Consider the following 22,765-nt stretch of genomic DNA (forward strand, 5'->3'; position numbering starts at 1 on the left):
CTTGTAAATGATATTGAAGAAGAACTGGAATCTAATATTGCAAATTGGATTATTAGCAAAGAAGAAATAGACGTTGAGAAAATATTATCGCCAATTTTAAGTAATCCTTTACCAAATAGTGAGTTATGTGGAGGTTACAAAAAGGTACAAGATAAACTTGTGAAAGGAGAATGCAATAGAATTCCTATTTTTCTAAAAGTGGCAACGGAAGTTGCCAGTAGAAATGGATACATTGAAGATAAAGAAATTGAAAAATTAAATCGTGGTGCCATAAGAAAGATTTTTAGGAGTCAAAGAGGTGAAACGATTTTTTTATCTGTGGATGTAGAGCATGGCGCTTTGGAAGTTTATAATTCAAAAGGAAAACACCAAGGTGAATATGGGTATACGGGTAGCAAAGAGAAGGACAGGGATATTACAGGTAACCATGATATAAAAGTTAAAAAATAATAAAAAGCCAATTGGTTCGTTTTGCTGAAAAGAATCAATTGGTTTTTTATTTATCAAATACGCTTCCCGTCAACTTGTCGGGAAGCGGAAAGGAGTTGCCTATGGAGATTTATTTACATTATCTGCTGATACCACCGTAAATCAGATCAGCAGGCAGAAAGGAGGTCATGCAAAATTGGAAGAAGAAGTTACACAGAAAACCATTGCTTTATCCATTAAGACTGCAAAAGTAACTACAGATGTGCTGCGAATGATGTTACGCAAGTATCTGGCGGCACAGAACCAGAAAGGAAAAAATCCTTATAAAAGGGGTAAACAGTCTTACAGTGACTTGAAAAAGCAGGGCGTTGGACTATCCAATATTGAGATTACGGACGGAAATATCAAGTCTTTTGAACGTGTGGCAAAGGAATACAAGCTGGATTTCGCACTCAAAAAGGCAGGTAACGGAAAGCCGCCGACCTATTATGTGTTCTTTAAGGCTCCGGATAATGACACGATGAATTTGGCTTTTAAGAAATATGTGGGAGTGCAGATGAAGAAAAAAAGTAAGCCGTCCATTATGGAGAAACTCACCCGTTTCAAGGATGCTGTTGCGAAAGGCATGAACCGGGAACGGTCAAGAGAACACCAGAAAGACAGGGGACAGAGCTTATGACAGGAAAACAGATAGTGAAGTCAAAGCGAAAGCCGGAAAGGAGAAAGGCTCATCCTAATCGTGCATCCCCGAACCGGAGAGGGAAATCTCCGGCGTTATCCATTCCGGCAGAAAGTATTCCGGGCAAAATGCTGGCGGATGTAAAAAATTTTGTGAACGATAAGAAAAATAGCCTGAAACGAATAGACAGAAAAAAACTGTTTCTGCTGAATTTCCCTTATCTTGTATTTGCCTATATTTTTAACAAGATAGTCTGGCTGTACCGTATTAGTGATGGTGCGAGTGCCTGGGATAAGTTCATGGGAACATTCAATTATTTTGAACGGGCATTTGAAAATCCGTTACCGAGTTTGCATTACATGGATTTGCTCTATGGTATCATTGGCGGCATTGCGGTGAAGATGATTGTGTATTATAGGGCGAAAAACGCAAAGAAGTACCGGCAGGGTGTGGAGTATGGCTCTGCAAGATGGGGAACGGAAAAGGATATACAGCCCTATGTCGATCCGGTGTTTGAGAATAACATCATCCTGACGGAAACGGAAAGGCTTATGATGTCTGGCAGACCGAAAGAACCGAAGTATGCCAGAAATAAAAATATTCTTGTGATCGGCGGTTCCGGCTCCGGTAAGACACGCTTCTTTGTGAAACCGAATTTAATGCAGATGCACAGCTCATATGTTGTCACTGATCCGAAAGGAACGGTATTGGTTGAGGTAGGAAAACTGTTGGAGAGAGGCAGTCCTGAGACGGACGAGGATGGAAAGATAGTGCGTGATAAAAATGGCAAGGTGGTATATGAGCCTTATAAAATTAAGGTTTTGAATACCATTAATTTCAAGAAATCCATGCACTACAATCCATTTGTGTATATCCGCAGCGAAAAGGATATTCTGAAACTGGTAACAACAATCATCGCTAATACAAAGGGGGAAGGGCAACAATCCGGCGAGGATTTTTGGGTGAAGGCTGAGAAGCTGTATTATTGTGCGCTGATCGGCTACATCTGGTATGAGGGCCGGGAGGAAGAAAAGAACTTTAATACGCTGCTTGCGTTGATTAACGCATCAGAAGCCAGAGAGGATGATGAAAATTTTAAAAATCCGGTTGATCTTATGTTTGAAGAACTGGAAGCGGAGAAGCCGGAGCATTTTGCGGTCAGGCAGTACAAGAAATACAAACTTGCCGCCGGCAAGACCGCAAAAAGTATTCTTATTTCCTGCGGAGCCAGATTAGCCCCGTTCGATATAGCGGAATTACGTGAGCTTATGAGCTATGATGAATTGGAACTGGATTTGCTGGGAGACAGGAAAACCGCATTGTTTGTCATTATATCGGATACGGACGATACGTTTAATTTTGTTGTGTCTATTATGTACACGCAGCTTTTTAACTTGCTGTGTGACAGGGCGGATGATGTATATGACGGCAGGCTCCCGATCCATGTGAGGTGCCTGTTGGATGAATTTGCGAATATTGGGCAGATACCGAAGTTTGAGAAGCTGATTGCTACGATCCGTAGCAGGGAAATATCAGCTTCTATTATTTTGCAGTCAAAAAGCCAGTTAAAGGCGATTTACAAAGATAACGCTGACACCATTGAGGGAAACTGTGACTCGACACTCTTTTTGGGTGGTAAAGAAAAAACTACGCTAAAAGAGATGGCGGAAATTTTGGGAAAGGAGACTATCGACCTTTATAACACTTCAGATACGAGGGGGAGTCAGCGGTCTTATGGACTGAACTACCAGAAAACAGGGAAGGAGTTGATGAGCCAGGATGAAATAGCAGTCATGGACGGAGGGAAATGTATTATGCAGCTTCGGGGAGTACGGCCATTCTTCTCGAACAAATTTGATATTTGCAAGCATAAGAACTATAAATACCTTTCGGACTATGACAATAAGAACCGCTTTGATATTGAAAAATATCTAAGCACAAATCTTGTATTGAAACCGGATGATACGGTGGAAGTCTATGAAATGTAACCAGTAAACAGGCAGCTTCCCGACAAGTTGTCGCAAAGTAAGGGAGGAAACAATGAGAGCCATTGGAAGAAAAAAGGCAGCCGATACCCCATCGACCAAAATGAATGTACCGGCTGCGTCAGTGTCGGATTTTCCAAAGGAAAATCCTGTCCTTATCCTACCACAAAAGGCAGGGTTTTAACAGCGTTTTTTGCTCCCTTTCTCTTAAAAAGAAAGGATAAAAGGTACACATATGGCATTTTTTACTACGGCGATTACAACTTTAAAAACGTTGGTTTGCGCAATCGGGGCCGGTCTTGCGGCATGGGGCGTAATCAACCTTCTGGAAGGATACGGCAATGACAATCCCGGTGCAAAATCACAGGGAATTAAGCAGTTGATGGCGGGCGGTGGCATCGTGCTGATCGGAATGAACCTGATTCCGCAGTTGGCAACACTGTTCGGATAAACCGATGGGCGGGATTATTGAAAAGATAACAGAGTTCATAAAGGAGCTTCTGACGGGATGGATTACATCAAACCTTGAAACAATGTTTACAGATGTCAATACAAAGGTTGGCACCATTGCGGCGGAGGTGGGAAAGACACCCCAAAGTTGGAACAGTGGCATTTTCTCAATGATAAAATCTCTGTCGGATAATGTCATTGTCCCTATTGCGGGGATGATTATCACGTTTGTTTTGTGTTATGAATTGATTTCCATGATTATGGAGAAAAACAACATGCACGATACGGACACATTCATGTTCTTCAAATACATTTTCAAAATGTGGGTGGCAGTATATCTGGTGACGCATACGTTTGATATTGCAATGGCGATATTTGATGTGGCAAACCATGTGGTGACGAACGCCGGAGGCATTATAAACGGCAACGCTGCCATAGATGTGGCGGACGCACTAAAGACCATTCTGGAAAATGGTGTGGAGGATATGGGAATTGGAGAGCTTTTGGGGCTTGGTCTGGAGACGATGGTAGTCAGTCTGTGCATGAAAATCATATCTGTCCTAATTACCGTCATTTTGTATGGACGTATGATTGAAATATACCTTTATGTCTCTGTTTCCCCAATCCCGTTTGCTACTTTTACCAACCGGGAATGGGGCAGTATTGGAAACAATTATGTGAAAGCATTACTGGCGTTAGGGTTCCAGGGATTTTTTATGATGGTATGTGTGGCGATTTACGCTGTTCTGGTAAATACCATTACGGTAGCGGATGATCTTCATACAGCGATCTGGTCTGTGGCAGCTTATACAGTAATCCTATGTTTTAGTTTATTTAAGACGGGTTCCCTGTCAAAATCTATTTTTAATGCACATTAGGAGGGAACATTATGGCGTATGTACCAGTGCCAAAGGATCTATCAAAGGTAAAGACGAAAGTGGCACTAAATTTAACAAAGAGACAGATTATCTGCTTCGCCCTTGCGGGGGTATGCGGAATACCAATTTATTTTTTAACAAAGTCAGGGTTGGGAACAGATGTTGCAGCTACACTTATGGTAATCGTGATGCTGCCCTATTTCTTTTTAGCGATGTATGAAAAGGATGGATTCCCGGCGGAGAAAATATTGTTCCATATGATCCGGCAGAAGTTTTTGCGTCCAGGTATCCGGGTATACCGGTCTGAAAACATGTATGACCGGTTGGTGGAACAGGACAGATTAGAGAAAGAAGGTGCAAAACTTGAGAAAAAGGCAAAAAAAGCCAGCGAAGCGAGAAATCCGTTCCGCTTTTTCCGAAAAACACAGCACAAAAAATAAGGCGCAGCCGGATTTTGGAAAAGGGCTGACAAAAGAGGAAAAGAAACGGTTAAAGCAGCTTCGGGCGCTGAAAGCGGAACAGCAGAAGAAAAAAGTTCCGCATACGGCCCAGGAGACAATCCCATATAAAGAAATTTATAAGGACGGCATTTGCAGGACAGAGGATAAATTTTTCTCGAAAACCATCCAGTTTTTTGATATTAACTATCAGCTTGCGCAGAATGATGATAAAACCACAATTTTTGAGAATTACTGTGAGTTTCTGAATTATTTTGACAGCTCCATCCAGTTCCAGATTTCTTTTTTGAACCAACAGGTTAATTTCGATGAGTATGCAAAGACGATTGACATCCCGCCGAAAGGGGACAGTTTTGACGATATTCGAAAAGAATATGCGGATATGTTAAAAATGCAGTTGGCAAAAGGGAATAATGGCCTGGTAAAAACGAAATACATCACGTTCGGTATTAAAGCGGAGAACCTGCGTACCGCAAAAGCAAGGCTGGAGCGGATCGAGACGGACATCCTCAACAATTTTAAAGTGTTGGGTGCTGCGGCAAAACCGCTAAATGGTGTGGAACGGCTGAAAATCCTGCATGATATTTTAAATATGGACACGAAAGAACCATTCCGGTTCCACTACGGTATGGTTGCGAAAACCGGGCTTGGGACAAAAGATTTTATTGCGCCCACAGGGTTTGATTTCCGTAATGACAGCTATTTTCGTATGGGGCAGACCTTTGGATGCGTGTCTTACCTGCAGATTACTTCTCCGGAACTGACAGACAAGATGCTGGCGGACTTTCTGGACATGGAAGAAAATCTGATTGTGAATATCCATGTGCAGCCAATTGATCCGAAAGCAGCCATCAAGAGTCTGAAAAATACACTGTCCAATATCCAGAAAATGAAGATTGAGGAACAGAAAAAAGCGGTCAGAAGCGGATATGATATGGACATCATACCTACGGATATTTCCACTTATGGGGAGGAAGCGGAAAGCCTGCTGAATGAGCTGCAGTCCAGAAATGAGAAAATGTTCAAGATTACATTCCTGCTTATGAATACGGCAGAGTCAAAACGGAAACTGGATAATATCGCTTACCAGACGGCGGGTATCGCACAGAAATATAACTGTAATATCCGAAGGCTTCAATATCTGCAGGAGCAGGGAATGGAGGCATCACTGCCGCTTGGCGTGAACCAAACAGGGATTCACCGGCTTTTGACAACCACCTCCACAGCTATTTTCGTGCCTTTTACCACACAGGAGTTATTCCAGGATGGGGAGGCACTTTATTATGGGCTGAATGCCTTATCGAATAATATGATAATGGTAGACCGGAAGCGGCTGAAAAATCCCAACGGCCTGATACTGGGTACGCCGGGATGCTTTACCGGGGATACGAAAGTGAAACTTACCGATGGTACGGAAATGAGCTTTGAGCAGTTGGCAAGGCAAAAGGGCGGGGTTCCGGTTATCAGTTATGATTTTGGAAATTCCAGCCTTACACCGTCAATAGGCTATGAGGTGCGTGTATCAAAGTATGTGAAAGAGATTGTGATCGTAACGCTGGATAACGGGGAGCGTATCCAGTGTACGCCGGAACATCTCTTTTTAACAGCGGATGGGCAGTATGTGGAAGCGTGGAGCCTGCAAAAAGGAACTGATCTCATGCCGAAACATTCTGTTATGCACGTCGCACATAAAACATTTTCAAAACCTGTTCCGGTCTATGATATGACGGTGGAACCTTACGGAAATTTCCAGCTTGCCTGTGGTGTGATCGTACATAACAGTGGCAAGAGTTTTTCCGCAAAGAGGGAGATTTTAAATGTATTCCTGATTACCAATGATGACATTATTATCTGTGATCCGGAGGGCGAATATTTCCCATTGGTTCATGCCCTGAATGGGCAGGTAGTAAAAATCAGCGCAAAGAGTACCGATTATATTAATCCAATGGATGTGAACCTGGATGTTATCTATCATCCGGAAAAATACCGGATCAATGGTGATGTGGAGGACGTAGATACCATTATTGCGGATAAGTCAGAGTTTATTGCTTCTTTCTGTGAGCTGATTATGAAAAAGCCGCAAAACGCAGAACTGGACGGAGATGAAGTTTCCATTATCGACCACTGTATTAAGGATATTTATGAAGAATATCTGTTCAACAATCCAAAACCGGAGAATATGCCGATTCTGGAAGATTTCCTGAACCGCCTGAATTACTATGCGCCCCAAAATGATGCGGCGAGACGCATTGCGAACTGCTTACAGCTTTATGTAACCGGCTCACAGAACGTATTTAATCACCGGACAAACGTGGATATGAATAACCGGGTGGTCTGCTTCGACATTAAAGACCTGGGAACTACGCTTCGGAAAGCAGGTATGCTGATCGTCCAGAACATGGTATGGACAAGAGTATCCACCAACCGGGCATTGAAAAAATCCACCCGATATTACGTGGATGAATTCCACCTTTTGTTAAAGCAGCCGCAGACAGCGAATTATTCTGTAGAAATCTGGAAGCGTTTCAGAAAGTGGGGAGGTATCCCAACCGGACTTACACAGAACGTCAGTGACTTTCTCGGTTCTCTTGCGGTAGAAAATATCGTGGGTAACAGTGATTTTATTTATATGTTGAACCAGCACAGCGGCGATCAGAAAATCTTAGCGGAAAAACTGAATATCTCACCACATCAGCTCTCTTTTGTCAACAACAGTAATGCGGGGGAAGGGCTGATTTTTTATGGGAATGTGATTATTCCGTTTTCTGATAAGTACCCGACAGATACCCGTACCTATGCAATTATGAGTTCCAAACCGGATGAAATGCAGACTGAGAGATGAAAAATCCCTTTTGCAGAAAAGAGGTGAACTGCGTTGGGAGAACAGAAATATAAGGCAAAAGAGAAGAAAGTCAACCGTATGTCCAGAGACGGACTGGTGGAGGAAAATCTTGCAACAAAAGACAGAAAGAAAGTGACAGAGCGTGAAGCGGATTTGTCATTTAAAAAATCAGATGTGGAACAGTCTTTTGTGGGAAAGAAAGGAGCGGCAGGAAAAAAACAGAAGAAGGCCAGTGACAAAAATGTATTAAAGAAAACGGATGAAGGCAATCCGCCGGAGGAACAGGAAGCGGCGAACAGCCCGCCGGAAAAAGAAGGGGATGGAGAGAATAGCAGCTACCATCATGGCGGCAGAAGCAGCGGTTATTCCCATGAATCGGCTATGGCGGTGCGGGAACGGAAAGCGAAGCACCGCAGCCGCTACCATAACCAGAAGCAGGTCAAACCGGGAAAATTGCAGTTTGACAAGATGGAAACGGATGGGAGCCTGAACCGGAAAAATAAAGAAGCGGCGGAGAAAGGCGCTGCGGAACCGGAAAAGAGCAGCCAGAGACTGAGACAGGCAGAAGATAAGGCGAAAAAGTTAGCGGAGAAGCTGCAGCACGCTAAAAAACGGCAGACTCGGAAAAAGTCTGTCCAGATACAGCGTGTAAAAGATGAAGAAACACAGGTTATCAAGCACAAGCTGTATTTTGAAGAAGCACCGGTAAATTGGAAACCGGACGCTGCGGTAAAAAAAGCCGGAGTCTGTATGAAAGATACGGCGGGCAATCTGATTCATGGAAAAATCCGTCAGGAAGAACAGGATAACAGTGCGGTGCAGTCGGTTCATGGAGCGGAACTTGCCGGGGAAACAGTTCTTCGTAAGCACAGTAACCGGAGGTATCGGAAACAGAGGAAACAACAAAGAGAAATCAACCGTCTGGAAAGAAAAGTCTATCGGACAACTACCAGTTACCAATACCGGAAATATCTGGAGGAACACCCGGAGATGCAAAGGAAGGTACTTCAAAGGCTGTGGCAGAAACAGCGGATTAAGAGGGAATACCAGAAGGCATATCGGGCAGGAAAGATTGCAAAAGAAAGCAAAGATACCGCAATCAGGACAGTCAATGTGGCAACAAAGGTGGCAAGGAAAGCACAGGAAATTGTTACCCGAAATGTAACAGCCATCTTTTCCGCCGGTTTGTTGATGATGCTGTTATTGTTTGTTATGGCGGGATTTTCCTCTTGTTCCGCCATGTTTTCCAATGGTGTATCTACGGTGATCGCATCCAGTTATCTGGCGGAGCCGGACGAGATTGAGAAGGCAGAGCTTTATTATACGGAGATGGAAGCGAAGCTGCAGCAGAAGATCAATCAAATGGAAGCGGAATATCCGGGAAAGGATGAGTACCGGTATAACATTGGTGCCATCGGCCATGATCCGCATACACTAATCAGCTATCTGACGGCGAAATATGGTGATTTTACCTTTGATGAAGTGAAAGAGGAATTAGAAAGCCTGTTTGCAGCGCAGTATGGGATTACAGTAGAAGAAAAGACGGAAACCAGGACAGAAACCACTACGGTACAGGTAGGACAGTCCCTGGGAAATGTTGTTACCAGCGGTTATTGTAACTGCCCTATCTGCTGTGGCGTTTGGAGCGGCGGGCCGACTGCCAGCGGCGCAATGCCGCAGGCAAATCATACCATTGCGGTGGATGCGGCAAATCCATTTTTGCCAATGGGAACTAAAGTTGTCATGAATGGTGTGGAATATACCGTAGAGGATACCGGAAACTTTGCCAGATACGGGGTGCAGTTTGATGTTTATTATGACAACCATGCGGCTGCGTCCGCACATGGACACCAGACCTGGGAATGTTATCTGGCGGAAGGCAATGAAAATTCTGTGGAGGTTACGAGGACAGTTACGGCGAATGTGCTGAATGTGTCGGTGCAGGCGAAAACGCTGCGGAGTGTGCTTTATTCCCGGATGGATGATGAGCAGGAGGAAATTTATGAGCTTGTGTATTCCAACAGGGGAAATCTTCAGGTATATGCGACTCCCATTGAACTGAACTGGTACGCCTATATCAGCAACTATTACGGTTATTCTGTGGACAATGCCACAGGCCGGATGGAGCTTCACAGGGGCGTGGACATTAATGTTCGGGAAGGAATGGAAGTTAAGTCTGCAATGGACGGCACAGTTGTCCGTACCGGATATGACAGCACTTTTGGAAATTATGTAGTTACGCAGGATAAGGATGGCGTTCAGATAAAATATGGCCATCTGAATCATATTACTGTGTCAGAAGGTGCGGCGGTAACAACCGATACTGTGATCGGTACTACCGGAAGTACGGGAAGTGCGACAGGCAGCCAGCTATATCTTGAACTGGTAAAGGATGGGACGTATTATAACCCGGTATTTTACATTGCAGCCGGAGAAGGCGGTTTGTATGGCGGCGGTACGGCATATGATGATGAAACGGTACGGCGGTTATTTGAGGAAGCAGAGAAATATTTGGGAATGCCTTATGTTTGGGGCGGTTCCAGTCCTGCAACTTCTTTTGACTGTTCCGGATTTGTCAGTTATGTATTTACCAATTCCGGTGTCTGCAACATGGGAAGGCTGACCGCACAGGGAATTTATAATATTTGTACACCTGTTTCACCGGAAGAAGCAAGACCGGGAGATATTATCTTTTTTACCGGTACCTATGATGCGGGCGAACCAGTGACGCATGTAGGGATTTATGCCGGTGACGGGCAGATGATCCATTGCGGTGATCCGATCCAGTATACATCCATCAATTCCTCATACTGGCAATCCCATTTTTATGGATTCGGCAGACCATGATCATGCAGATAAGGAGGAAACTATTGAACATAGAACGAATTAAAGCAGAACTTTCCAAAACCTACGCAAAAATTGAGCGGCTGCAGAACCGGGCAAGGGAATTGGAGGAACAGAAAAAGCAGGCTGAGGATATGGAATATCTGAAAATCATCCGGAAAAATGGAATTTCAGCCGAGGAACTTCAGTTGCTCATTGATATAAGCAATGAGGAACAGAAACAGATTTTAGAAACCAGAGAAAAGGAGCAGACAGGAAATGAAGAAAATTCATAAAAGAGTAGCTGCGTTGCTATTCGCTGTTGCCATGACGGGATTGCCGGTGGGAACAGCTTTTTTTAACCCTTCCGGGGGCATGACAGTGTTGGCAGAAGCAGCGGAGGATGCGGCAGAAGCACAGCATGAGAGTGTGGCGGCAGAGGAAATACTTGCAGAAGTACAGGCAGAGAGTGCGGCGGCAGAGGAAGCACCCACAGAGGCACAGCCAGAGCAACCGGAGGTACAGATTACCATAAATACACCGGAGGGGTGGCAGTCTGATAAGGCAAAGGTTGGTATCCGGGCAGAGGATGTAAGGAATACCGGAAATTTTTCAGTTGCAAAGGCAGAAGCCAGGATTTCCGAAAATGGTGGATGGTCGGATGTGACACAGAGTATGGAAGTTGAGGTAACTGGTAATTGCAGCGTGTATGTGAGGATCACAGACCAGAACGGAAAGACTTACGAGCATAACCGTTATGTGGAATGTTTTGATAAGACAAAACCGACACTGAGTGCGGCTGCAAAAGACGGTGTACTGATTATCCAGGGAGCTGATGAAGGTTCCGGCGTGGCTGCTATTTATGTAAATGGCAATGAGTTTACAGAACTTACTAATAATACTTTAAATGTGCGGTTGCAGAAAGCGGATACGGCATATCAGTATTTTACCCTCCAGGTCAGAGATAAGGCCGGGAATATGTCAGAGAATTACAAAGTGGTAAATCCTTATTATGAAAATCCGGAAGCGGTAAAGGATACTTCCGACGGGACAGGAAATACACAGCAGGATAATTCTCTGCCAACGGATGCTACGCCTACAAAACCTACCAATGCCATAGCTACGGTCACAGATTATCAGACAACGGGCGGCACTTCCACAGAAACGGAACAACAGGAAAATGCCGGTTCCGGAGAAGATACCGGAAGGGTGCAGGGAGATGTTTCCTACAGTCCGGGAAATGAGGGCGGCAAAGAGTTTTATACGATTACAACCAAAAGCGATAAGGTATTTTATCTGATCGTGGATAAGGATAAAACAGAGGAAAATGTGTATCTGCTGACAGAGGTTGGAGAAAACGATCTTTTAAACTTTACAGACAGTAATACGGTTACTCTGCCGCAAAATAACGCTGTTCTGGAGTCTGCCCTGCCTTTAGAGCCGGTGGAGAAACAGGAAGAAACCGAACCGGAGCCTACGGAGCAGAAAGAAACGGAGGATAAGGATGATAAAGCAGAAAAAACGGAGTCCGGGAATAATTCCGGCACATTGATTTTGATGGCGATTGTCCTGATCGCAGTAGGCGGTGGCTATTATTATCTGAAATTCATCAAAGGAAAGAACGATACGTTTGATTCTGATTATGATGAGGACGAGGATGAAGATGAGTTTGAGGAAGAAACGGTCAATGAAGATGAAGCAGAGGGGGAAACTCCGGAAAACAGTGAAATAGTAAGCGGAGATGACGATGAGGAATATCCGGAGGATGAGGACTATATGTAAAAACAGACGGAGGCGGTGCTGTGGCACCACCTTCCGTAAAGAAGCAGAGAATAAGAGTGTTTCTTTCCAATAAGGTTATAAAACCATCAGGCAATCAGGAAATAAAATGTCCCGGTTGCCTTTTAACTTACAGCGACAGGGGCAGAAAGGAGAGCATGAAAATTGAAAAGAAGATACCAGAGGCGGCAGTGGATTTTCACAGGAACGTAGCTGTTTTTCTTTGCAGAAATAAAACAGTGAAAAGAGAACCAAAAGAAAAGAGGTGTAATAGTTGAAATTAGTCATAACGGAGAAACCGAGTGTGGCAAAAAGTATTGCGGAGGTACTTCACGCTACAGAGCAAAAGAACGGGTATCTGCAGGGGAATGGTTACATAGTGTCCTGGTGTGTGGGGCATTTGGTGGAATTGGCAAGCGCAGATACATATCGGGAAGAATGGAAAAAATGGGCATATGAATTGCTGCCGATCATCCCGGATACCTGGCAGTACCGGGTAAAAGAAAATACCAGAGATCAGTATGAGGTGCTTTACCATTTGCTGCACGATTCCCAGGTTTCAGAAATTATCTGTGCGACAGATGCGGGACGGGAAGGAGAATTGATTTTCCGGTTGGTCTATGAGCAGGCTGGATGCCAGAAACCTTTTAAGCGGTTATGGATTTCTTCCATGGAGGAAAAAGCCATAGAAGATGGATTTCTCCATCTGCGGGATGGCAGCGATTATGATGCCCTGTATCAGTCAGCGGTCTGCAGAAGCGTGGCAGACTGGCTGGTGGGTATCAATGCCACCCGTTTGTTTACTGTGCTGTACCATCACAAGCTGACAGTGGGCAGAGTGCAGACACCTACCCTTGCCATGTTGGTGGAGAGGGAGAAGAATATCGCAGATTTTAAGAAAGAGCGGTATTTTATGGCGCATATCATGTGCGATGGGATGGATGCGATTACCGGGCGGATTGATGATAAGAACCAGGCGGAGCAGATTGCCGGAGCCTGCCAGGGAGGGCAGGCCCTTGTTGTATCAGTAAACAGTGAGGAAAAGACTGTCACCCCACCGAAACTTTATGATCTGACTACGCTGCAGAGGGAAGCAAACCGGCTGTTTGGATTTACCGCACAGCAGACGCTTGATTATACGCAGAGTCTCTATGAGAAAAAGTTAGTAACTTATCCCCGGACGGACAGCCAGTTTTTGACAGAGGATATGGGACAGACGGCCATAGATGTGATGGAAGCGGTAAAAACCGTCATTTCTTCTATGAAGGGAATTTCCCATGATCCGGATGTGGGACGGATATTGGACAGTAAAAAGGTTTCTGACCACCATGCCATTATCCCTACTATGGAGATCGCAAAAGCAGATTTCGATAAAATTCCGGGAGGGGAGATGCAGATATTATCTTTGGTAGCGGTGCGGCTTTTTTGTGCCACCGGTATGAAACACGTGTATGAGACAGTAAAGGCAGAATTTTCCTGCAATGATGTTATTTTCACAGCGTCAGGAAAAAGCATCCGGCAAAACGGATGGAAAACGGTTGAAGAACTGTTCCTGAAATCGTGCAAAGAGGGGAAAAGAGCGGAAAAAGAGGAGAAACCATTACCGCAGTTGAAAGAAGGAATGACGTTTTCCGGCGTAGAAACAAAGGTAAGTGAACACTTCACAGCGCCTCCGAAGCATTTTACAGAAGATTCCCTTCTGGCGGCAATGGAACGTGCCGGAAATGAGGAAATGAGTGACGAGGTAGAACGGAAAGGTTTGGGCACACCGGCTACCAGGGCGGCAATCATTGAAAAGCTGGTGGAAAAGGGATTTATTGAACGCAGAAACCGGCAGATGATACCTACGGATAATGGCGTGAAGCTGATTACAGTGCTGCCGGAAGTTGTCAAATCTCCCAAATTGACAGCAGAATGGGAAAATGATCTGACGCTGATCGCAAAAGGAGAAAAATCAGCGGACGCCATTCTTTCAGGAATTGAAAGAATGGTTGTTGATCTGGTGCATACTTACCATGAGGTAGATGAAGCCAGTCAGGGGATGTTTTCCAGTGACAGGAAGGCAGTCGGAAAATGCCCGAAATGTGGCGGTAGCGTTTATGAGAGCAAAAGCAATTTTTATTGTGAGAACAGAGATTGCGACTTTGCTCTTTTTAAGAATAACAAATATTTTGCGTCCATGCGAAAAGAGCTGACAAAAACGATTGCCCAGGCTCTTTTAAGAGACGGAAAAGCAAGGGTATCCGGTTTGTATTCACAGAAAAAGGACAGTACCTTTTCCGCAATTATTCATATGGACGCTTCTGGCAAATATCCGCAGTTTTCAATGGAATTTGAACGTAAGCCGCAGCGTGGATTGCGTTCATGAGGAAGCATCGAAGCGGATTCCGAATGTCCGTTTTAAAAAAATCAAATCACAGATAAAGAAAGAGGTAGCGAACATGAAAAGAAAAGCGAAATTCAGACAGTTCCTTTCAGGAATGATGGCAATACTTACAATTCTTTCCACTATTTTATCTCCGGTAATGGCGTATGCTGCAGAACCGGATGTAAAGGCGAAAGAATACCCTCTTTATGAGGAAGTCAAAGAGATGCTGGACGAAGAAGAAGTTGTAACGGCAAAAGATATAGAGCTGGAAGCCGGTGTGAAATTTGATATGGAATGTGACTTTACCGGATTGGAGATTTTGGATAACAGTAAAGTCAAGGTTATATTCCATGAAGCGAAAAATGTGGCGGGGAAAGATTTTTCCACCGATCATGCTGACACTTATAAGGCAGTCTATTATGTGGAACCGGTAAGCGGGCATCCCGCCTATCAGATTACCAGAAATATCGTGGTAAAAGAGATTGCGGCGCAGTCATCGTCCGAACCGGCAGGAGAGACAGCTACGGAGGGCGGGGGAAATGCCGCTTCGGAAGATGAGTCTTCTGACGATGGGGAATCAGACCAACAGGAGGTATGGGCAGAGGAACCGGCACAGTCAGAAAGTGTGACGGATGAAGCAATTTTTGAGATCGAGACAGCGGAGACAGAAGCTGCAACAGAAATGGAAACAGTGGAGCCGGAGCCTACAACAGAAACAGAAGCTGTAACGGAGGAAACTGGAGAAGCAGAGTCAGAAAGTACCGGGACAGAAAATGAGACGGAAAAAACAACGGAAGTGCTGACAGAAACGGATTTGGATGCGGCACTGGAGGCAGCGGAGACAGAAAATACCGTAGATGAGGAAAGCGGCCTTACGCTTGGCGATGTCATGCTGCAGGCGGTGGAACAGGATGTTGATCTTCTGGAGTTGGAAGAAGGGGAATCGGTTACGTTTACCGCAGAGTCTCCAATGCTGTTTTCTGCAAGGGCAGCGCAGAGTGTGGATGTTACCAGAGGAAGCGCTTATTATTATGCGGATTATGGGCTTGGCTCTTATGTGACCTATCCGTATACGGTGAAATTCGGAAGTGTGACAGCTACCGCCTATTGTGTGCAGCCATCAAAAGCGGGGCCTGGGGATGGAAATTATACCATTACGAAGCTCGGAGATAGCAAGACACTGGCGAAGGTCTGCTATTATGGAACAAAGGCATCTGGAGACGAGGGATTTTTTGCAGAGAAATATCCGGATTTTTCTACCGGAAAACGGTTTATTATTACACACATAGCAGCATCCTACGCAAATGGAAGCAGTGATGCTTTTTCAGGAACAAACAGTACAGGACAGTCCCTTGCAATGGAATTATACAACTATTGTGTGAGCCAGCCGGAAATCCCGGATGTGGCAATGTCTTTTTCCGATGCGGATGTTACCGCCTATATTGATGGGAACAGCCAGAGGACAAAAGAGATTACGTTTAAAGCTGACACATTGCAGACCATTACCATGAAACTTCCGGATGGTGTGAAATTCCATAACATAACAACCGGAAAAACCAGTAAAGCAGGGGCGGATGTGGAAGTAGCAGGAGGTACAAAGTTCTATCTTTCCGCACCATTGACACAGACCGCTGATGTAGCCGGTTCCTGGTCAGTAACGATGAAGGGAAGTATAACAAAAGATTATTCCGCCTATAAAATTACAACCGGAAGTGACACACAGGACTTAGCCCTTGTATTCGGGGAAGGCGTGACCGATGAGAAATATGTGGATTTCTCTGTGAAATGGGTACAACAGGCAAAAGTGGAAATTGTAAAGAAGGACGCACAGACGAACCAGACACTGGCGGGTTCCGTTTACGGGCTTTACAGTGACGCAGCTTGCAAAAACCTGATCGTGGAAATGCCTGCCACAGATAAAAACGGTGCGTCCAGTGTTACGATTATGAAAACGCAGGATACGGTTTACTTAAAGGAAATTACCGCACCGAAAGGATATGTGTTGAATACAGCTTCCTATGGTGTGCAACTGGTTGTAAGCGGGAGCGCAAAACAGACGGTAACGGATAAGGAGCAGCTTGGAAATCTGACGATTTACAAAGAGGGCGAAGTGTTTACCGGTGCGGTATCCAATGAAAATGGCACAGTGTTCCAGTATGAGAAACGCAGACAGAAAGGTGCTATTTATAATGTTTATGCTGCAGAGGATATTACAACGCCATATGGAACGGTTGTTTATCAGGCAGGGGCATTGGTCGCAGAAAATCTGGTAACAGGGAATGAGGGTTCTGTTACTTTAACGAACCTGCATCTTGGAAGTTATAATGTGACAGAAGTTCAGGCACCACAGAATTTCTATAATGCAAAAGAAACAAAGAAAGTAACCATTACTTATGCCGGACAGACGGCGGAAGCAGCGTTTTCCGACACTACTTTTGTAAATGACCGTCAGAAAACGGAGGTTGCGGTTGTAAAGAAAGATAAAGATACCGCTAATGGATTGCCGGGAGGTATTTTCGGACTGTATGCCGCAGAGGATATGGTAAATGTGGACGGTACGGCTGTGGTAAAAAAAGATGCCCTGATCGAGAAAGTAACCACTGGAAATGAGGGAACAGCGAAGTTTACCGCTGATCTGCCGGTTGGCTTCTCTTATTATGTAAAAGAAGTTCAGGCACCGGACAATTATGTGAGAAATGCGGAAGATGTTTATTCTTTTGATTTTTCCTATACCAATGATGAGGAAGCAAAGGTTACATTTTCCCACACTTTTCTCAATGAAAGAGTGAACGCAGCCATTACATTGTATAAAAAGGATGCGGAAACGGATACCAATCAGCCGCAGGGGGATGCGTCTTTAGAAAATGCGGTTTATGGTGTGTATGCCCGTAATGATATTGTGCATCCGGATGGAAAGACAGGCGTTCTTTATAAAGCCGGCACACAGGTTGGAACTTTAACCACAGATAAGGATGGAAAAGCCAGAATCGAAAACTTGTACCTGGGCGAATATTTTGTAAAAGAAATCACACCGCCCACCGGTTATCTTGCGGATGAAAACGAGTATGATTTGGTATGCGATTATGAGGGAGATCTGGTTGCTACGGTTGAGCGTGACTGTACATCGCCGGAACCGGTAAAGAAGCAGCCATTCCAGATCATTAAAGCAGCCAATAACGGAGAAACGGACGCAGAGCTGCTAAAAGGTGCAGGATTTACTGCTTATCTGCTTTCTTCCCTTCCGGTAAAAGAGGATGGAAGTTATGATTTTTCTTCCGCAGAACCGGCAGTGATCGGAGAAAATGGTGCGACAGAAATTTTCACTGACGAAAAAGGGTATGCAGTTTCCATTCCACTTCCTTTTGGTACATACCTTGTAAGGGAAAGCACAACACCCCATCATTATAAGCCGGTGGATGATTTCATTGTGCGCATCACAGAACATAAGCCGACAGAACCGCAGGTATGGCGTGTTCTGCTGGATGATGAATTTACGGCGAAACTGAAAATCGTAAAGCAGGACGATGAGACAAAGAAAACTGTCCTGGCTGCGGGTACGGAATTTAAAGTCTATGACCTTGATAATGAGAAATATGTGGAACAGGTAACTACTTATCCGACTACGGTAACACATAAATCTTATTTTACGGATGCGGATGGTTATCTGATTCTGCCGCAGAATTTGAAAATCGGACGTTACCGCATTGAAGAAGTGACTGCGCCGGAGGGATACACCATCAACACAAACTATGTGGAAATTAAGGTGGATACAGATACCCTTTATCAGATTGATTCTGTTTCCGGGGATGCCATAATTGAAGTAGTATATGAAAACCATCCGGTAAAAGGCGAACTTACGGTACTGAAAAAAGGCGAAGTGCTGACTGGATATAAAAAAGATTTTATTTATGAAAATCAGAACCTTGCCGGTGCTGTTTTTGATGTCTATGCTGCAGAGGATATTTACACAGCAGATTTCCAGAAGGATGGGAATGGAAACAGAATTCTGGTATATGCCAAAGACGCACAGGTGGCAGAGCTGACTACGGATGCCGATGGAAAAGCCGTATTAAAGGATTTGCCGCTTGGAAAATACAAAGTAGCAGAAAAAACTGCGCCGGAGGGATTTGTCCTTAACAGCGAAGAACAAAACGTACAGTTTGTCTATGTAGATCAGAATACTCCGGTGATTGCAGAAAGTACGGAATTTACCAATGACAGACAGAAAGTGGAACTTTCTGTTGTGAAAAAGGACGCAGAAAATGACAGCGTGCTTGCCGGCGCTGAGTTTGGTCTGTATGCGAAGGAGGATATAAAGGCCGGGGATAAGGTAATCGTAAAAGCAGATACACAGCTTTCCAGTGCTGTAACTGGCAAAGATGGAAAAGCGGTATTTGAACAGGATTTGCCGTTTGGAAAATATTATGTGAAAGAACTTACCGCACTGGAAGGTTTTGTCTCATCCGATGAAATCATTGAAGTGGCCGCTTCTTATCAGGGGCAGGATGTGGAAGTTGTCAGACTGGAGGAAATCTTTAAAAATCAGCCGACCACTACGGAATTTACAAAATCAGACCTTACCACAGGGGTAGAGCTGGAAGGGGCAACACTTACCGTTCTCGATGAGGATGGCAACGAGATTGATACCTGGACTTCCGTAAAAGGCGAGCCGCATGTAATTAAGAGGCTTCAGACAGGAAAAACTTATGTGCTGCGTGAGGAATTTGCACCATACGGTTATTTAAAGGCGGAGGAAGTAGAGTTTACTGTCTCTGATACCGCCGAAGTGCAGAAAGTAGAGATGAAGGATGATGTGCCGACAGGACGCATTATCATCAATAAAAAGGGTGAATTTGTTGGAGAAGCTTCCTGGAATGATATGGTGGCCGGGGCGATGGAATCCGTTTTCGGGTATGTGACAGGTTCTCTAAAAGACGTTACCTTTGAAGTGTATGCACTGGAAGATATTAAAGCCGCAGATGGTGAAAGTGCAGATTACTACAAAAAGGACGAGCTGGTAGCAACGATTACTACGGATGCGCTTGGTTATGCCAGAGCGGATGACCTCCCTCTTGGAAAATACTATGTGGTGGAAAAAGAAACTGCAGACGGGTTTGTATTGGACGGAGAAGCGAGAGAAATTGATCTGACTTACCGGGATCAGGATACTCCAGTAGTTACCTACGATGAGGAATGGCAGAATAACCGTCAGAAGGCAAGAATAACGGTGCTGAAAAAAGAGAAAGATTCTGACAGGGTATTAGAAGGCGGCATATTTGCCCTTTATACGAAAGAGGATATTGTAAATGCGGATGGAAAGACAATCCTGAAAGCGGATACTATGATCGAGCAGAAAGCAACGGACAAAGAAGGGAAGATTGTCTTTACCGCAGATCTTCCGGTAGGCGGCAGCTACTATGTAAAAGAAGTGAAAGCGCCGGCAGGATTTGTAACCACAGAGGAAATAAAAGAATTTGAGTTTGAGTATGCGGGCGCAGACACAGCGGAAGTTGCGTTTGATTTTACTTTTGAGAACGAAGCAACTACCTTTGAGATCACAAAGTCTGACCTTACCACTGGAGAGGAACTTCCTGGGGCAAAACTCAAAGTAACGGATGAGGATGGCAATACCATAGACGAATGGACATCCGGCAGGGAGCCGCATATCATAAAAGAACTGGAAGTGGGTAAAGAATATACTCTGACAGAGACAATTCCCGCAGACGGATATGCTACGGCGGAGAGTATTACTTTTGTTGTGGAGAATACTGCAGAAATTCAGAAAGTGGAGATGAAAGACGATACCACTAAAGTAGAAATCAGTAAAGTGGATATGACAGACGGAAGCTCCGAGGTGGAGGGTGCGAAACTCTATATTCTGAATGAAGAAAATGAGGTTATTGAAAGTTGGACATCCGGTAAGAAACCGCATTATGTGGAAAAACTGCCGATTGGAAAATATACACTTCTGGAAGAAACTGCACCAAAGGGATATATCATTTCCAATAAAGTGCCTTTTGAAGTAAAAGATACGGGAGAAATCCAGTCTGTAAAGATGGAAGATGAGCAGGCGGCAGGAAAAGTCATTTTGAATAAAATTGATAAAGATTCCGGAAAGCCGATGAAAGGCGTGGAATTTGCTCTCTGTGACAGTGAAGGAAATGTATTGGAAACACTGGTAACAGACAGTGCCGGACACGCAGAGTCCAAAACTTACCCAATCGCCACATTTAAGGCTGGAACGTATGAAAAGGCGATTACCTATATCCTGAAAGAAACAAAAACGCTGGATGGATATAGACTGGACGAGACAGAGCATAAGATCACATTTAAATATGTGGATGATAAAACGCCGGTGGTGGAATATCAGGTGGAACTTACGAATGAAAAGGAACCGGAAAGCCAGCCTGGTACACCAGAAACATCGGGTAATCCTACTTCTGTCAGCACACCAAAGACAGGAGATGATACGAATATCTGGCTGTTTGTGCTGGCAATGGTATTGTCCGCAGTTGGCGTTGCTGCTTTGGTTATTGTGAAAAAACGTAATAAATAGCATGATGGGGGCTGCATGAAACGTGCGGCTCCCTTTTTTCAGAAAAGGGGGAAACATGGAAGTAGGGCAAAAGATTAAGAAAATCCGTATGTTTCGGTGCATGACACAGCGGGAATTAGGTATCCGGTTGGGATATGACAGGAAAAGTGCGGATGTGCGTATCGCACAGTATGAGTCAGGCGCAAGGGTTCCGAAACGGGAAACCTTATCTTTGATGGCGGATATTTTGCAGGTAAATATTTTGAATTTTATCAGGCCGCATCTCGGATCGGCGGAAGATTTGATGCAGTTGCTTTTCTGGCTGGATGAGGAAAACAGGGGTGCGGTTCATCTTTTTGCTATGGAGACGTGCAGAGAAAAACAGGATGGAAGCAATCATAGAGATATTGCCATTAGCGTGAATTTGGAGGGAGAGCAGCCTGTGGTTGGCATCCGATTCAAATATGGGAAAATGGACGAATATCTTCAAAACTGGCTGGAGAAGAAGCGGCAGTTAAAAAATCAGGAAATCTCTGAAAAAGATTATCTGGAATGGAAATGGAACTGGCCGCAGGAAACAAAGCATCCATAAAAGATTTTATATGCTTAAAGGAGGGATTTTACTTGGCAAGAAAGTATGAATATATATCTATGCTGGCACAGGAGACAGCGAAGGATATTGTAAAAAATGAAGAAGCCTGGAAGCGGTATCTGAATACTGCCGCAAGGATCTATAAATATCCATTCCAGGAACAGATTTTAATTTATGCACAGTGCCCGAATGCGACAGCCTGCGCCAGTATTGAAATCTGGAACAGTAAAAAACTGAATTGTTGGGTAAACAAGGGGGCAAAAGGAATTGCCCTGATTGATGAGGAAGCCCCATATCCGAGATTAAAATATGTGTTTGATGTGGCTGACGTCCATAAGGCTCGAAGAATCGGACGTGATCCTTATTTATGGGAGATGAAACCGGAGCATAGCGAAACGGTTCTGAAACGCCTGGAACGTATTTACGGGGAAACCGATACGGAAAAAACACTGGAGGGCAGATTGCTTGAAATTGCGGAGAGGATTACTTATGACTGTTATGAAGAAACAGCGGAAGATCTTCTGTACCTTACGGATGGAAGCTTTCTGGAGGGAATGGACGAATATTCGCTGAAAATCCATCTCAGGGAGACGCTGCAGGCCAGCATTTCCTATACGCTTCTTACAAGATGCGGACTGGATGTGGAAAGCTATCAGGATACCAAGAATTTTGATTATATCCATGAATTTAATACGGTTCCGGTCTTATCGCAGCTTGGAAGCCAGACCACAGAGCTTTGTAAACCGATCCTGATGGAGATAGGAAAGGCAATCCGGGCATATGACAAGGAAATTTCTAAAAAACCTGTTGACAATACGAGAAACAGACACTATAATGCTTTAAAGCGTGAAAGCAAAAAACAGAAAGAAATTGAGAGAGTAGTTGAAAAAGAGGATAAAGAAAGGGGTAGTGAATATGGAATTGACATATCAGAAGAACGGAGATTA

Annotated in this window: 14 protein-coding genes; all 14 read left to right on the forward strand. The window is 44.4% G+C overall.

The window, feature by feature from the left end:
- The coding region (locus tag JQM82_RS03090) for a colicin E3/pyocin S6 family cytotoxin (RefSeq protein ID WP_235248544.1) at positions 1 to 450 on the forward strand (450 nt) is incomplete at its 5' end.
- Positions 451 to 625: 175 nt separating this feature from the next.
- Positions 626 to 1,108, forward strand: a complete 483-nt coding sequence (locus JQM82_RS03095; protein ID WP_235248545.1) for a PcfB family protein — start codon at positions 626 to 628, stop codon at positions 1,106 to 1,108.
- A 128-nt stretch (positions 1,109 to 1,236) separates the two neighbouring features.
- Positions 1,237 to 3,096, forward strand: a complete 1,860-nt coding sequence (locus JQM82_RS03100) for a VirD4-like conjugal transfer protein, CD1115 family (protein WP_235248572.1) — start codon at positions 1,237 to 1,239, stop codon at positions 3,094 to 3,096.
- 232 nt (positions 3,097 to 3,328) lie between these two features.
- Positions 3,329 to 3,544, forward strand: coding sequence for a Maff2 family mobile element protein (locus JQM82_RS03105; RefSeq protein ID WP_144093286.1), 216 nt, complete (start codon positions 3,329 to 3,331; stop codon positions 3,542 to 3,544).
- Positions 3,545 to 3,548: 4 nt separating this feature from the next.
- Positions 3,549 to 4,421, forward strand: a complete 873-nt coding sequence (locus JQM82_RS03110; protein ID WP_235248546.1) for a VirB6/TrbL-like conjugal transfer protein, CD1112 family — start codon at positions 3,549 to 3,551, stop codon at positions 4,419 to 4,421.
- 11 nt (positions 4,422 to 4,432) lie between these two features.
- On the forward strand, positions 4,433 to 4,861 hold the full coding sequence (locus JQM82_RS03115; RefSeq protein WP_235248547.1) for a PrgI family protein: 429 nt from the start codon (positions 4,433 to 4,435) through the stop codon (positions 4,859 to 4,861).
- A complete protein-coding gene (locus JQM82_RS03120) occupies positions 4,776 to 7,721 on the forward strand; it encodes a VirB4-like conjugal transfer ATPase, CD1110 family (protein ID WP_420370602.1) in 2,946 nt (981 codons plus the stop codon). Before JQM82_RS03115 ends, JQM82_RS03120 begins: the two co-directional genes overlap by 86 nt.
- Positions 7,722 to 7,754: 33 nt before the next feature.
- Positions 7,755 to 10,568, forward strand: coding sequence for a CD1108 family mobile element protein (locus tag JQM82_RS03125; protein ID WP_235248548.1), 2,814 nt, complete (start codon positions 7,755 to 7,757; stop codon positions 10,566 to 10,568).
- Between the two features lie 23 nt (positions 10,569 to 10,591).
- Positions 10,592 to 10,840, forward strand: a complete 249-nt coding sequence (locus tag JQM82_RS03130) for a DUF4315 family protein (RefSeq protein ID WP_235248550.1) — start codon at positions 10,592 to 10,594, stop codon at positions 10,838 to 10,840.
- A complete protein-coding gene (locus JQM82_RS03135) occupies positions 10,824 to 12,326 on the forward strand; it encodes a CD1107 family mobile element protein (protein ID WP_235248552.1) in 1,503 nt (500 codons plus the stop codon). The genes JQM82_RS03130 and JQM82_RS03135 overlap by 17 nt, the downstream gene beginning before the upstream one ends.
- A 20-nt stretch (positions 12,327 to 12,346) precedes the next feature.
- Positions 12,347 to 12,601 (forward strand): hypothetical protein, encoded by a 255-nt coding sequence (locus JQM82_RS03140; RefSeq protein WP_235248554.1) that lies wholly within the window; start codon positions 12,347 to 12,349, stop codon positions 12,599 to 12,601.
- Positions 12,598 to 14,691, forward strand: a complete 2,094-nt coding sequence (locus JQM82_RS03145; protein ID WP_235248556.1) for a DNA topoisomerase 3 — start codon at positions 12,598 to 12,600, stop codon at positions 14,689 to 14,691. The genes JQM82_RS03140 and JQM82_RS03145 overlap by 4 nt, the downstream gene beginning before the upstream one ends.
- Before the next feature lie 73 nt (positions 14,692 to 14,764).
- Complete coding sequence (locus tag JQM82_RS03150; RefSeq protein WP_235248557.1) at positions 14,765 to 21,247, forward strand: SpaA isopeptide-forming pilin-related protein; 6,483 nt, start codon at positions 14,765 to 14,767, stop codon at positions 21,245 to 21,247.
- 55 nt (positions 21,248 to 21,302) lie between these two features.
- On the forward strand, positions 21,303 to 21,818 hold the full coding sequence (locus tag JQM82_RS03155) for a helix-turn-helix domain-containing protein (RefSeq protein WP_235248559.1): 516 nt from the start codon (positions 21,303 to 21,305) through the stop codon (positions 21,816 to 21,818).
- Positions 21,819 to 22,765: the final 947 nt, after the last annotated feature.

The organism is Faecalicatena contorta, from assembly GCF_021531995.1.
Taxonomy (GTDB): domain Bacteria; phylum Bacillota; class Clostridia; order Lachnospirales; family Lachnospiraceae; genus Dorea_A; species Dorea_A contorta_A.

What these genes read in the sequence shown, in the direction of transcription:
- JQM82_RS03155 (WP_235248559.1), top strand. Translation starts at nt 21,303, where the DNA reads ATGGAAGTAGGGCAAAAGATTAAGAAAATCCGTATGTTTCGGTGCATG.
- JQM82_RS03115 (WP_235248547.1), top strand. Translation starts at nt 4,433, where the DNA reads ATGGCGTATGTACCAGTGCCAAAGGATCTATCAAAGGTAAAGACGAAA.
- JQM82_RS03105 (WP_144093286.1), top strand. Translation starts at nt 3,329, where the DNA reads ATGGCATTTTTTACTACGGCGATTACAACTTTAAAAACGTTGGTTTGC.
- JQM82_RS03100 (WP_235248572.1), top strand. Translation starts at nt 1,237, where the DNA reads ATGCTGGCGGATGTAAAAAATTTTGTGAACGATAAGAAAAATAGCCTG.
- JQM82_RS03150 (WP_235248557.1), top strand. Translation starts at nt 14,765, where the DNA reads ATGAAAAGAAAAGCGAAATTCAGACAGTTCCTTTCAGGAATGATGGCA.
- JQM82_RS03135 (WP_235248552.1), top strand. Translation starts at nt 10,824, where the DNA reads ATGAAGAAAATTCATAAAAGAGTAGCTGCGTTGCTATTCGCTGTTGCC.
- JQM82_RS03110 (WP_235248546.1), top strand. Translation starts at nt 3,549, where the DNA reads ATGGGCGGGATTATTGAAAAGATAACAGAGTTCATAAAGGAGCTTCTG.